The organism is Aeromicrobium sp. NPDC092404, assembly GCF_040684095.1.
Taxonomy (GTDB): Bacteria; Actinomycetota; Actinomycetes; order Propionibacteriales; family Nocardioidaceae; genus Aeromicrobium.
In genome coordinates this window covers 1-13,919 of sequence record NZ_JBFBFI010000002.1, presented here as the reverse complement: position 1 = coordinate 13,919, position 13,919 = coordinate 1, and the positions used below count along the sequence as shown (strand labels likewise).

Here is a 13,919-nt window from a genome sequence, read left to right as displayed (position 1 = left end):
ATGTTTGATCTCCAATGGCTGCTGATCGCCATTCCGCTGGCCAGCGGCCTGGGTCTTCTGGTGTGGGGCAAGGAGGGTGACCGCTACGGCCACCTGATCGGGACCGCCGCCTCGGCCCTGTCGTTCGCCTTCGGCCTCGTGCTGTTCGTGGCGCTGCTGGGCAAGGACGCCGAGCACCGCTCCCAGTCGACCGAGCTGTTCACCTGGATCGACGCCGGCTCGTTCCACGTCGACGCCGGCTTCACGTTCGACCAGCTGTCGGGCCTGTTCGTCCTGCTCATCACGGGCGTCGGCACGCTGATCCACGTGTACTCGATCGGCTACATGGCACACGACGAGCGGCGCCGCCGATTCTTCGCGTTCCTCAACATCTTCGTCGCCGCGATGCTGACGCTGGTCCTCGCCTCGGACTACCTCGTGCTGTTCCTCGGCTGGGAGGGCGTCGGCCTGGCGTCGTACCTGCTGATCGGGTTCTGGCAGCACAAGCCGTCCGCCGCCGCAGCGGCCAAGAAGGCCTTCGTGGTCAATCGCGTCGGTGACCTCGGCATGGCGCTCGGCATCATGCTGATGTTCGCCGAGTTCGGCACGTCGTCGATCGATGCGGTCAACGGCGCGATCACCAGCGCCTCCGGCTCGGTCGCCACGGCGCTCGGCCTCCTCCTGCTGCTGGGCGCGTGTGGCAAGTCCGCACAGGTGCCACTGCAGAGCTGGCTGCTGGACGCCATGGAGGGCCCGACCCCGGTCTCGGCCCTGATCCACGCCGCCACCATGGTCACCGCAGGCGTCTACCTCGTCGTGCGCTCCAACGGCATCTTCGACGCGTCCGAGGCCGCCCGGACCGCCGTCATCGTCGTCGGGCTCGTGACGCTCCTCGCCGGTGCCTGGATCGGTTGCGCCAAGGACGACATCAAGAAGGCGCTCGCCGGCTCGACCATGAGCCAGATCGGCTACATGATGCTCGCCGCCGGCCTCGGCCCCGCGGGCTACGCGTTCGCGATCTTCCACCTCATCACGCACGGCTTCTTCAAGGCCAACATGTTCCTCGGCGCGGGCTCGGTCATGCACGGCATGAACGACGACGTCGAGATGCGTCACTACGGTGGCCTGCGGACGTTCATGCCGATCACGTTCGCGACGTTCGGGCTGGGCTACCTCGCGATCATCGGCGTACCGCCGTTCGCCGGCTTCTGGTCCAAGGACAAGATCATCGAGACCGCGTTCGGCGAGAACTTCTGGGTCGGCATGGGTGCCCTGCTGGGTGCCGGCGTCACGGCGTTCTACATGACCCGCCTGATGATCATGACGTTCCTGTCCGAGAAGCGCTGGCGCGAGGACGTCCACCCGCACGAGTCGCCCCGCGTGATGACCTGGCCGCTGATCGCGCTTGCCGCGCTGTCCGCCGTCGGCGGGATCCTGCTGCTCGGCGACTGGATCAGCGAGTGGCTCGAGCCGGTCACGGGCCACGCCGAGCACCACGAGCTCGCGGTGCCGGCGATCGTCCTGACGCTCATCATCACGGCCGTCGTGGCCGTCGGCGTCGCAGCAGCGGTGTTCTTCTACAACCGCGAGCCGATCGCCGCCGAGAGCCCCGCCGACAGCTCCGTGTCGTTCTTCACCCGGGCCGGTCGTCACGAGCTCTATGGCAACGAGCTCAACGACGCCGTCGTGGTGCGGCCGACCCGCCACCTCACCCGGTTCCTGGTGTGGTTCGACGGCAAGGGGGTCGACGGCTTCGTGACCGGCGTCGCCGATCGGCTCGGCGACACCTCACAGTTCCTGCGCAAGCCGCAAACCGGCTACGTCCGTTCGTACGCACTCACGATGTTCGGCGGCGTTGCCGTCCTCGTCCTTGCCCTCCTGGCGGTGACCCTCGCATGATCCTCTCGATCCTCGCCGCGACTCCGATCGCGGGAGCGGTGCTCCTCGCCCTGCTGCCGCGTGAGTCCGCACCGCACCACCGGGCCAAGTACGTCGCGCTCGGCATCTCGCTCATCACGCTGGTCCTGTCGCTCGTCGTCATGGCCAGGTTCGACCAGGACGCCGGCGGCTACCAGCTGACCGAGGAGCACGAGTGGATCGAGGTCTTCGGGGCCCACTACTCGCTCGGCGTCAACGGCATCGGCATCACGCTGATCCTGCTGACCACGATCCTCACGCCCATCGTGATCCTCGCCGCGTTCGGCGACCGGCTGCCCGACCCGAAGAGCACGAATGCGTGCTTCGCGTGGATGCTCGCGGTCGAGGGCCTGGCGATCGGCGCGTTCGCCGCCACTGACGCATTCCTCTTCTACGTCCTGTTCGAGGCGACGCTGATCCCGCTCTACTTCCTGATCGGCTCGTTCGGCGGGCCCAACCGGTCGTACGCCGCGGTCAAGTTCTTGATCTACAACCTCGTCGGCGGCCTGCTGATGCTGGCCTCGATCGTCGGCCTGTACGTCATTAGTGCGCGCCAGGGCGATGCGTCGTTCCTGCTCAGCGACCTGCAGGACGTCGACTTCGGCACCAACACCGAGCGGCTGCTGTTCCTCGGCTTCATGGCGGCGTTCGCGATCAAGGCGCCGCTGTGGCCGCTGCACACGTGGCTGCCCGACGCCGCGGGCCAGGCGACACCGGGCACGTCGGTGCTGATGGTCAGCGTGGTCGACAAGATCGGCACGTTCGGCATGGTCACCTGGTGCCTCCAGCTGTTCCCCGAAGCCGCTGACTGGGCGAGCCCCGTGATCATCGTGCTGGCCGTCGTCAGCATCCTCTACGGCGCGCTGCTCGCGATCGGCCAGGACGACATCCGCAGGCTCATCGCGTTCACGTCGGTGTCGCACTTCGGGTTCATCATCCTCGGCATCTTCGCGTTCACGACGACGTCGCTGGCCGGCTCGACGCTCTACATGTTCAACCACGGCCTCTCGACCGCCGCGTTGTTCCTGGTGACCGGCATGATGATCGCGCGCCGCGGATCGGCACGCATCTCCGACTTCGGCGGCGTCCAGAAGGTCGCGCCGATCATGTCCGGCGTGCTGCTGGTCGCGGGTCTGTCCAGTCTGTCCCTGCCGGGACTCGCGCCGTTCATCTCGGAGTTCCTGGTGCTGGCCGGCACGTTCACCCGGTCGATCCCGGCCGCGGCGTTCGCGACCCTGGGCATCGTCCTGGCCGCGCTCTACATCCTGATCATGTACCAACGCGTCATGACCGGGCCGCTCAAGCCCGGCAACGAGGGCGTCACCGACCTCGACCACCGCGAGATGGCTTCGCTGACGCCGGCGATCATCCTGATCGTCGGGCTCGGCTTCTTCCCGCAGCCGATGCTCAACGTCATCAACCCGGCGATCGACGCGGTGATCAGCCAGGTCGGGCAGGGCGACCCCGCCCCGAAGACGCCCGTCCAGATCGATGACTCACCTGCGCAGGAAGGAGGCCACGAATGATCAGCACCCTCGCCTCCGCGACCGACCTGCCCGACATCTCCGCGCCGGAGATCGAGTACGCCCTGCTGGCGCCGCTGTTCATCATCGCCGGTGCCGCCGTGCTCGGCGTCGTCGTCGAGGCCTTCTGGCCCCGGTCGAGCCGCTTCGCGGTCCAGGCCGCCATCGCGGTCCTCGGCATCGTGGCGGCGCTCGCCGACACGGTCTGGGTGTTCCAGGACCTCGATGTCGTCGACTCGTCCCGCCTCGCGCGCGGCACGGTCGCCGCAGAGGGCGCCCTCGCGATCGACGGTCCCGGCGTCTTCGCCTGGGGCATCCTGCTGGTCTTCGCCCTCCTGAGCATGCTGCTGTTCGCCGAGCGCCGGCTCGAGGGCGGGCTCAGCGGCTTCACCGGCCGGGCCGCCGACGCGCCGGGCTCCGCCGCCGAGGCCGAGGCGATCAAGCAACGCGTCGAGCACACCGAGGTCTTCCCGCTCGCCCTGTTCTCCCTCGCGGGCATGATGCTGTTCGCGACGTCGAACGACCTGCTGACGATGTTCGTGGCCCTCGAGGTGCTGAGCCTCCCGCTCTACCTGCTCTGCGGGCTCGCCCGCCGGCGCCGGCTCATGAGCCAGGAAGCCGCCCTGAAGTACTTCCTCCTCGGCGCGTTCTCGTCGGTGTTCTTCCTCTACGGCATCGCGCTGACATACGGCTACGCCGGCAGCTTCCAGCTGTCCGACATCGACGTCGCGATCAGCAACCGCACGGGCGGTGAGAACATGCTGCTCGCGGCCACCGCCCTGATGGCCGTCGGCCTGCTGTTCAAGATCGGTGCCGTGCCGTTCCACACCTGGACCCCCGACGTCTACCAGGGCGCCCCGACTCCGGTCACCGCGTTCATGGCGGCGGGCACCAAGGCCGCCGCGTTCCTGGCCCTGCTGCGGGTGTTCTTCGTGGCGTTCGGCGGCTCGTCGTGGGACTGGCGACCCATCATCGTCGGCGTCGCGATCATCACGATGTTCCTCGGCGCCGTCGTGTCGATCTCCCAGACCGACGTCAAGCGGATGCTGGCCTACTCGTCGATCGCCCACGCCGGCTTCCTGCTGGTCGGTTTCGTCGGCGCCTACGTCGGCGGCGGCGACTCCAGCCGGATCACCTCGACCTCGAGCATCCTGTTCTACCTGACGGTCTACGGGGTCTCCTCGATCGGTGCGTTCGCGGTCGTGACCCTCGTGCGGGACTCCGGTGGCGAGACGACCCACCTGTCGAAGTGGGCCGGGCTCGGCAAGACCTCACCGGTCCTCGCCGGCTCGTTCGCCCTGTTCATGCTGTCGTTCGCCGGCATCCCGCTGACCGGCGGCTTCATCGGCAAGTGGACGGTCTTCAGCGCGGCGTGGTCCGGCGGCTACTGGTGGCTCGTCGTGATCGGCGTGCTGGTGAGCGCCCTGGCGGCGTACTTCTACGTCCGGGTCATCGTGCTGATGTTCTTCACCGACCCCGTGGGTGAAGGTCCGACCGTCGCAGCGCCGAGCTTCCTGACCACCATCGTGCTCGCCGTGGCTGTCATCGCCACGGTGGGACTCGGTATCATTCCGGGACCGGTGCTCGATCTCGCGCAGCATGCGGGCGCCTTCGTGCGCTGACCCGTTCCCCAAGGAGTTTGGCGTGTCCCGTCTGGGTGTCTCGTTCACCGACCCGGCCCTGGAAGCGCGTGTCCTGGCGGGGGTCGAGCAGGTCGAGGAACAGCTCGCTGCCGCGGTCAACAGCCCTGAGCTGTTCGTGGCCGAGGCGGCCGCTCACCTGCTGAATGCCGGCGGCAAGCGGTTCCGGCCGCTGCTGGTCATGCTCAGCGCCGAGTTCGGCGAGTCGGCCAACCCCGACGTCGTACGCTCGGCGGTCGTCGTCGAGCTCACGCACCTCGCGACGCTCTATCACGACGACGTCATGGACGAGGCCGACAAGCGACGGGGTGCTCCGAGCGCCAATGCCCGGTGGGACAACTCGGTCGCGATCCTCGTCGGCGACTACCTCTTCGCCCAGGCGTCCGACCTGGTCTCCGACCTCGGGCCGGAGTCGGTGCGGATCCAGGCGCGGACGTTCTCCCGCCTGGTGCAGGGTCAGATCCGCGAGACGCTCGGCCCGGCCGAGGGCGACGACGCACTCGCGCATTACCTGTCCGTGGTCGCGGACAAGACCGGTTCGCTGATCGCCACCGCAGCACTGTTCGGAGCCAAGATGGCCGGGGCCTCGGAGGACGTGCAGCAGACGCTCAGGGAGTTCGGGGAGCGCATCGGCGCGGCCTTCCAGCTCAGCGACGACGTCATCGACATCGCCAGCGAGACCGGCGACTCGGGCAAGACCCCCGGCACCGACCTCCGCGAGGGCGTGCCGACGCTGCCGACGCTGATCGCCCTGCGCTCGACCGACGCAGGAAGTGAGCGCCTGCGCTCGCTGCTCGCCAAGCCGCTGACCGACGATGACGAGCTCGACGAGGCGATCCGCCTCCTGCGGGCGCACCCGGCCATGACCGAGGCTCGCTCGTACGTCCAGGCCGAGGCCGACGCCGCGAACGCCCTGCTGGCCAAGCTGCCTGACGTGCCGGCGCGCCAGGCCCTCCAGGCGCTCTGCGACACCGTCGCCACCCGACTGGGCTAGGCGGGATCGGAGCTCGCCCGGGTCGTGCTGGCCGAGGCACTCCTGCTCCACAACTTGGCCGAGGGGTCCGTCGCCACCCGATCGAGCTAGATCTCCCGATTCGGCCACGCTGCGGCGTCCGGATGCCTAGACTCCCGGCAAGAGTCCTCGTCGACGTATGGGAGTGCGTGAGGGCTGAGGGAGCAGTTCACGGCCGACCGGTGCATGCCGTCGTCCGGGGACAGAGGGAGTGCAGATGCCACGTCGCGCCGTCACACGCATGAGTGCCGCAGTGGTGCTCGTCCTGTCCGCCTGTGTGGCCATCGCCGCACCCGCCGTGGCCGAACCGCCCTCCGCTGCGACGTTGGCGGGTGCGCTCGACGCACCCGCCGGCGTCGTGGTCGGTACCGACTCGTCCGACCCGACCTCGTACGCGGTGGCTGATCGCCAGTTCAACGACTTCCCGGCCAAGGCGGACGACTACGTCGTGCTGTCGACCGGACGCGCAGCCGACGTCTTCTCGCCGACGGTGCCCGACGACCAGCCGAGCACCGATCTCGGGTCGGCCGGGCCGGACACCAGCAAGCTCACGCTGACGGTCCCGGCCCAGGAGACGGCCCAGTGCCTGCTGCTCGACTTCGCCATGGGCACCGAGGAGCGTGTGCACACGTACGTCGAGACGGCGCCGAGCGACCGGCTCTCGGTGACGCGCGAGGGCGACTCCACCGAGCGCGCGATGAACGCGGGTGGTGCGTACTTCACGCAGGCCGACATGAACCGGACCAAGGTGCCGGCGCCGTCCGCATACGAGGTCAATGCGGTGAAGTACTGGCACCAGCCGGGTGAGGAGTCCGATCCCGCGCACGGCACGGTCGACGAGCCCCGGCTTCCCGACATCAGCGCGATCGACAACTTCGCGACGCGGGACACCGCCGAGGTGCCGATCCCGGCAGGCAGCCAGAGCCATGTCGTCAACGTCTCGATCCAGGACCGGCACAACGGCCTGCTCGACTCCGTCGCGCTGATCGACAACGTCCGGCTGAAGCCGTCGTGCTCGTTCGCCGCCGAGGGCATGAGCCCCTCGACGGGCGTCTCGGCCGTCAGGGCGGTCATCGTGGGCCACCGCGGCGTGGGCAACGTGCTGACGCTCGACCCGGTCCGCGCCACGACTGCCGTGGAGAAGTACGACAACCGCACCCGCGACACGGACGTGGACGGCAACGGCTGGTTCCCGGGCGACGTCGAGCTGCGCTTCCGCTGGTACCGCGGCGACGGCGGCACGACCGGCTGCTACTCGACCGTCATGACCAACTGGGTCGCGATCCCGGACGCGGACCGGCAGTCGTACGTGCCGACCAACCTCGACAAGAGCAAGTGCCTCATGGCGCTGGTCACCGGCATGAAGGACGGCTTCCGCCGCGAGACGTTCCCCAACACGGGCTCGACCGACTGGTGGCACGTGACGCTCCCGATCCAGGACGGCACGTTCGACGGCCAGAAGCCGACGATCGCCTGCGACATCCCGCCGGTCGTCGGGGCCGAGCTGTCGGCCAGCGTCGTCGACTTCGTCCCGCGCCCCGACTCGTACGCCTACCAGTGGTACGCCGACAACGTGGCGATCTCGGGGCAGACCGGCACCCGGATCGTCCTGTCGTCGGCCGAGGCGGGCAAGTCGATCACGGTGAAGGTCACGGCCCAGCGCAGTGGGTTCAACAACCGGTCCGAGACCAGCCTGCCCTGCGGTCCGGTCGGCCTCATGGAGATGACGACCACGACGGCGCCGGTCATCACGGGCACGCCGGAGTACGGGCAGTCGCTCGCCGTCGACACCGGGCTGTGGGAGCCGACTCCGTCCAGCTTCAGCTACCAGTGGCGGCTCGACGACCTGCCCATCACGACCGCGACCCGCTCGACGTACACCCTGAAGGCGAGCGACGTCGGTCATCAGCTCACGGTGGCGGTCACCGGCGCCAAGACCGGGTTCGTCCCCACGACGCGGGTGAGCGAGCCCGTCGGCGTCGACGTCGGCACGATGCCCGGCGGCACGCCGGTGGTCACCGGGACCCCGACGGTCGGCCACCAGCTGACTGGCTCGATCGACGAGTGGCTGCCGACCGGGACGACGTTCACCTACACCTGGCTCGCCGGCGACACGGTGCTCAAGACCGGAACCAGCAAGACCCTCTTGATCCCCGGCATCGCCGCGGGCCGGCCGATCACGCTCCTCGTCACCGGCACCCGGCTGGGCTACGAGACGACCGAGCGCAACAGCGCGCCCACCGCTGTCGTGGCCAAGGGCACGCTCGTGACGACGGCGCCGCGCATCAGCGGAACGGTCAAGGTGGGCCGGATCCTGTCCGCCCGGGTGTCGGGCTGGGCTCCCTACGGCGTGAAGTACTCCTATCGCTGGAGGATCAACGGCGCCCCCGTCAGGTACGCCACCCGGTCGACGTGGCGGATCCCCAGGTCGGCCAAGGGCAAGCGCATCACCGTGACGGTGACGGGGACGTTGACCGGCTACACCTCGGTGGCTCGCACCAGCGCGCGGACCGTGCGCGTCGCAGGCTAGATGCAGACCGGCTCGGGCCGGATGCCGCGGCGCCGGCGGCTGTTCATGGCGTCGGCGGTGAAGATCACCAGGGCGAGCCAGACGAGGACGAACCCGACCCACCGCTCGGTGGTCATCTCCTCGTCGAAGATCGTGAGCCCGGTGATGAACTGGATGATCGGGCCGAGGTACTGCAGGATGCCGATCGTCGTCAGGGTCAGTCGGGTGGCGGCGGCGCCGAACAGCAGCAGGGGGATCGCGGTCACGACCCCCGTGCCGATCAGCAGCGCGGCGTTGAGCGGGCCGTCGTGCCCGAAGGTCAGGTCGCCACGCACCTGCAGCGCGACCAGGAAGGCGACGGCGACGGGAAACAGGATCGCGGTCTCCATGCCGAGGCCCTCGAACGCACCGAGGTTGGCCTTCTTCTTGAGGAAGCCGTACGCCGCGAAGGAGAACGCGACGAGCAGCGCGATCCAGGGCAGTCGGCCGTAGCCGATCGACAGCACGACGACGGCCACGATGCCGATGGCGACCGCCGCCCACTGCGCCACCCGCAGGGTCTCCTTGAGCACGAAGACGCCGAGCAGCACCGTGACGAGCGGGTTGATGAAGTAGCCGAGCGAGGTCTCGACGACGTGCCCGTTGGTGACGCCGTAGATGAACCCGCCCCAGTTGAGCGCGATCGTGATGGACGCGAAGGTCAGGATCACCATGAGCCGGCGGTCACGGGCGATCGCGATGAACGTCGACCACTTGCCCATGAGGGTGATCGACACCAGCACGAAGACCATGGACCAGACGAACCGGTGCGCCAGGACCTCGAGCGAGCTCGCCGGGTCGAGCAGCGGCCAGTAGAGGGGGAAGAAACCCCAGCAGAGGTAGGCCGCGACCCCGAGGCCCACGCCGCTCTTGGAGTCGTTCACGAGACGAGAGTACGCCCGCACGGGCCAGGGGCGGCCGCCGAGCGCGCGGCCGTCCCGAAGTTGGCCGGATGTGGTGGAAGGATGACCGGTCGCCGTCGTCCGCTGTGATCGGCTAGCGTCGACGCATGGTCGCCGCTGCGCGCTTCGAGACGTACGGCTCGTCGCACCTGACCGTGCTCGTGATCTTCGCGGTGGGTGTCGTCGTGGCGGTGCTGGCCGGTCGCCGCCTGCGGGAGAGCCCGGCCGAGCAACCGGTCCGGCGTACGTTCGCCGTCGCGATCATCGCGATCGCCATGCCGCTGCAGCTCCTGCAGTTCACGCCGGGGGAGTGGAACCTGCAGACGTCGCTGCCGTTCCAGCTGTGCGACTTCGGCTGGGTGTTCGCGGTCCATGCCCTCTGGACCCGCAACCGGCTCAGCGCCACGATCACCTACCTCTGGGGCATCACGCTGACGACGCAGGGCATCTTCACGCCGGACCTCGCCTCGGACTTCCCCGAGGCACGGTTCCTGATGTTCTGGGGGATGCACCTGCTCATCGTGTGGGCGTCGTTCCTGCTGGTCCCCGGACTCCGGATCCTGCCGACCTGGCACACCTACCGCCAGACGATCGCCGTCACGCTCGCCTGGGCCGTCAGCGCGTACGTCTTCAACGTCATCGCCGGCACCAACTACGGCTACCTCAACCGGCTGCCCAAGAACGCGTCGCTGCTGGACTACCTCGGGCCGTGGCCGCTGTTCGTCGTGCTCGAGATCGCGATCGTCGCCGTCGTCTGGGCTCTGCTGACCTGGCCCTGGGTTCGTTCCGTCGACCGTCCGGATGTGGTCGACCAGCGCACGAGCCGCTAGGCGTTCCGCCGAAATACCCTCGGGCGAGCGTGCGCGGTGGCATCATTCCCGTGGACGCAAGGGGGATGCCATGGTCGGCGACGACACCGCAGCAGCAGATCAGCCAGAAGGGACCGCGCAAGCGGATGGTCGCGCCGGTTCGACGGACCTGATGACCGCGCTCGACGTCACGCCGCCCTCGCTGGTACGAGCCATGACGACAGGTGCGCTGGCATACGTCATCGCTTGGGCGACAGCGTTCGCCGGCACCTTCTTGAGCATCATCGGCCTGAGCCTCGATGAGGACGTCTCGTGGTGGTGGCTGCTCACCGGGCCGGGGCAGCTCGTCGCCATGGCGTTCCGCAGCCCCGCTGTGGGTTCATTCGACTCCGGCGACCCCGACTTCGCGATCAGCGGGGAGTACTCCGTCACCGCGATCCCGATGACGGTCCTGGCACTTGCCGTGTGGGCGATCGTCGTGCTGTCCCGGCGCGCAGAGCGACGTGAGTCGGCGCGTTCCGTGAAGGGGATGGTCAGCCTCGCCGTGACCTCGGCGGTGACCTTCATCGTCATCGCGTTCGTCCTGGCACTCGTGCTCGCCCCAGAGCTGGAGGAGGAGACGGCCTACCGCGCGAGCCAGTTCCAGCTGGTCCTGTTCGGGTTGCCCGTCCTGGCTGTCGCCGCACTCGTCGGGCGGCGCCCACTGCCGCAGTGGAGTGCCTTCCGATCAATCCCGTTCGCGGCGCTGGACGCCGGCCGCGCAGTCCTGGCCCACTTCGTCGTGTTCACCGCCCTCGCGATTCCGGCGGCGGCGATCTACGTCGCGGTCGAGGGTGATCCCGAGGCGATCCTCGTGATGCCCGTGGCGCTGCTCGACGTCGCGGTGTACGCCCTCACGCTCGGTCACCTGGGTGCCCTGTCGACCGGTGGTTTCGGCTTCGCGTTCGGGCAGAGCACGGCGGAGTCAGACTCGCTGTGGCTGTTCGGTGACGACGCCCCGAAGATCTTCCTGCTCCTGATCGTCTTCGCCGCACTCGCCACGCTCGCAGCGGCGGTGACCCTGCGGCTACGCAACGGCAGCGCGGCGCGGCCGGCGAGTCATTGGGTGTGGACCCCGCTCGTCTTCGGCATCGCCGGAGGACTCCTGACGTTCCTGTCGACGATCTCGTTCGGCGTGGGCGGCGGTGGCGGGTTCGGCGGCTCGGCGTCGTTCGGTCCAGCCTCCTGGTTCCTCCTGGTCCTCGCGGCATGGGGCGCGCTGGCCGAAGTGGTCTCGCGTACGTTCGCGGGTGCGTTGGTGGGCCTCGTCCCTGCCGCTTGGCAGCAACGGCTCGCGGGGCAACGGCCCGAGGCTGTGCCGGCGGCTGCCACGACGGCGGGTGCGGACGTCGCCCACGCGGCACCGAGCCAGACTCCGACGAGCCTCGACCCCCGCTCCAAGAAGATCTTGATCGGCATCGGCGCGCTGGTCGTCGTCGGGGTCGTGGCCGCCATCGGCGTCTCGATCGCCAACTCGATGTTCTACGGCCCGGAGAAACAGGCCGAGGCCTACTTCGACGCGCTAGGCTCGGGCGACGCCGGCAAGGCCCTCGACCTCGTGCGACTCGACTACTCGTCCGAGGAGCGGGCGCTGTTGACCGAGGACGTGCTGGAGGCCGGCGACACCACGATCAGCGACGTGTCGTTCGGCGATGTCGAGACCAGCGGCGACGTGGCATCGGTCAAGGCGAGGTACACGATCGACGGTGCTGATCAGACCCAGGAGCTGATGCTCGAGAAGACCGGTTCTCGGTTCGGCGTGTTCGACACGTGGAAGATCGTCGACCCGGGTCTTGGCACGATCTATGTCTCCGCTCCGGGCGCATCGTCGCTGGAGGTCAACGGCGCATCGATCGACGTCGAGGGTCTCGACGACGGGGCGACCTTGCCTGCCTTCCCCGGGAAGTACGAGATCGCTCCGGGCACTGACTCGTCACTGGTGACGTACGGCTCCGAGTCCGTCACGATCGGCACGGACGAGGAGAGCCTCGACTTCGAGGCCGAGCCCACGGATGCGCTGGTCGACGAGGTGGCCAAGCAGGCCAATGCGTTCCTCGACGCCTGCATCCAGCGCAACGAGGCCGAGCCTGACGGCTGCCCCAACCAGACCTACTGGTCGGACCTCGAGGACGTCTCGTGGAAGCTGACGAGCCCGCCCACGTACGCGGTCGAGTCGGACTACGACGGGGGTTGGAACTTCTCCACCAGCATCCCCGGCAAGGCGATGGTGTCGGCGACGGAGCCCGGACTCTTCGACGGCGACGCCGACTCGAAGTACACCGACGAGGTCCAGATCGACCTCTCGGGCACGGTCACCATCTCCGGCGACACGGCGACGGTGAAGGTCGACGACTCGTACTTCTGATCCGTTCCGTTCAGGGTCGCCAGCGGTGATTCCTTCGCCAGGTGTCGGATCCGGGCGCGCGGTACTCGGGGTGGCCGTCGTCGGGTGACATCCGGATGATCCACCCGGCGTCGTGGACCGTGCGGTGGTGGAACGGACAGAGCAGGACCCCGTCGTCGAGCCTGGTGGTGCCGCCGTGGGCCCAGGGTGTCCGCCAGTGGTGGGCTTCGGTCCATTCGGGTGGTCGGTCGCAGCCGGGGAAGGTGCACCCGCCGTCACGGTTCTCCAACCCTTGACGTTGGGTCTTGGTGAAGACCCGTTGCTCGTGCCCGTGGTCCAGGGGAAGGGACTTCCCACCGAAGACTTGGGGGATGATCCCGAGCCGACACGCGAGCTGGCGGGTCTGTCCGGCTGAGATGCGGGTGCCGGTGGACAAGGTGGCGGGCTTGATGCCGCGGGTGAGGGTGTCGTGGTCGAGCCGGACGATGAGGGTCGCGCCAAGGCCACCCTTGCCGGGCAGGGTGTCGGCGGGCAGGTGGCCGGCGAGCTCGGCCAATCCCATGCCGGCGCGGTGGCGGTGGTCCAGGTCGCGGTCGTAGTAGGACTCAGCGGCTGGGGTGTGGTCGTGCAGGTGGTCGCGGCGTGGTGCGCTGATCGCCTCGATCGCGGAGCGGAGCATGTCGGCCTGCGCGTCAGGGATGACGAACCCGCCACGGTGGGTGCCGTCACGGTTGTCGACCATCCAGAACTCCGCCCGCCGCCACGCAGCCTTCTCCTGACGCTCCAGAGACTGGTTCTCGATCTGGTCGACGTCGGGTGCTGGTTTGAACTGGTCGGTGACCCGCCGCGACCGGTTGCGCAGGTCCTTCAGGGTGTATCGGCCGGCGTCGCCGATCAACGTGTCCTCACAGGCCTGCTTCTGCTCCGGGGTGGTGTCACCCGGCAGGTCGGAGATCGCCGAGGCGATGATCGACGCCTGGGCCGGCCCGATCTGTCCGCGGGCCAGGGCCTCGCTGGTGGCCGGTGCGCGGTCGAGCTCCTTGGCCTGGTTGACCAGGCTGTCGGCTGCTCGGCGGTCGCCACCGAACGAGCCGGCCAGCATCGCCCCGGTCGACGACGCACCCGACGCCTTGGCCAGCCCGGTCTCGTCCAGTGCCCGGGTCACGGCCATCAGCTGGGCCTTGACCCTGGCCTCGACCCGCATCA

The 13,919-nt window shown here is 68.7% G+C and carries 9 protein-coding genes; 7 read left to right on the top strand and 2 right to left on the bottom strand.

Going from position 1 to position 13,919, the window contains the following annotated elements; all coding sequences use genetic code 11:
• The 5 genes from nuoL (at window position 1) to AB0N22_RS10420 (ending at window position 8,601) form a co-directional block, all read left to right on the top strand.
• Window positions 1–1,878 carry an NADH-quinone oxidoreductase subunit L gene (gene nuoL / locus AB0N22_RS10440; RefSeq protein ID WP_364639333.1) on the top strand — a complete coding sequence of 626 codons (1,878 nt, stop codon included), beginning with the start codon at window positions 1–3 and terminating at the stop codon, window positions 1,876–1,878.
• Complete coding sequence (locus AB0N22_RS10435; RefSeq protein ID WP_364639330.1) at window positions 1,875–3,422, top strand: NADH-quinone oxidoreductase subunit M; 1,548 nt, start codon at window positions 1,875–1,877, stop codon at window positions 3,420–3,422. Before nuoL ends, AB0N22_RS10435 begins: the two co-directional genes overlap by 4 nt.
• Window positions 3,419–5,041: an NADH-quinone oxidoreductase subunit NuoN gene (gene nuoN, locus AB0N22_RS10430; protein ID WP_364639327.1), complete on the top strand. Its 1,623-nt coding sequence runs from the start codon at window positions 3,419–3,421 to the stop codon at window positions 5,039–5,041. Before AB0N22_RS10435 ends, nuoN begins: the two co-directional genes overlap by 4 nt.
• Before the next feature lie 22 nt (window positions 5,042–5,063).
• Window positions 5,064–6,053, top strand: a complete 990-nt coding sequence (locus AB0N22_RS10425) for a polyprenyl synthetase family protein (protein WP_364639325.1) — start codon at window positions 5,064–5,066, stop codon at window positions 6,051–6,053.
• Between the two features lie 235 nt (window positions 6,054–6,288).
• Window positions 6,289–8,601, top strand: a complete 2,313-nt coding sequence (locus AB0N22_RS10420) for a hypothetical protein (protein WP_364639322.1) — start codon at window positions 6,289–6,291, stop codon at window positions 8,599–8,601.
• Here AB0N22_RS10420 and rarD read toward each other — a convergent pair.
• On the bottom strand, window positions 8,598–9,503 hold the full coding sequence (gene rarD, locus AB0N22_RS10415) for an EamA family transporter RarD (protein ID WP_364639319.1): 906 nt from the start codon (window positions 9,501–9,503) through the stop codon (window positions 8,598–8,600). The genes AB0N22_RS10420 and rarD overlap by 4 nt on opposite strands.
• Window positions 9,504–9,628: 125 nt before the next feature.
• Here rarD and AB0N22_RS10410 point away from each other — a divergent pair, with 125 nt between their 5' ends.
• Together AB0N22_RS10410 and AB0N22_RS10405 are read left to right on the top strand one after the other, a co-directional pair.
• Window positions 9,629–10,351, top strand: a complete 723-nt coding sequence (locus tag AB0N22_RS10410; protein ID WP_364639316.1) for a TIGR02206 family membrane protein — start codon at window positions 9,629–9,631, stop codon at window positions 10,349–10,351.
• Between the two features lie 151 nt (window positions 10,352–10,502).
• On the top strand, window positions 10,503–12,734 hold the full coding sequence (locus AB0N22_RS10405; protein WP_364639313.1) for a hypothetical protein: 2,232 nt from the start codon (window positions 10,503–10,505) through the stop codon (window positions 12,732–12,734).
• Window positions 12,735–12,744: 10 nt separating this feature from the next.
• On the opposite strand, the gene AB0N22_RS10400 is transcribed toward AB0N22_RS10405, so the two are convergent.
• Window positions 12,745–13,919: HNH endonuclease signature motif containing protein (locus AB0N22_RS10400; protein WP_364639310.1), on the bottom strand; the 1,175-nt coding region annotated here is incomplete at its 5' end.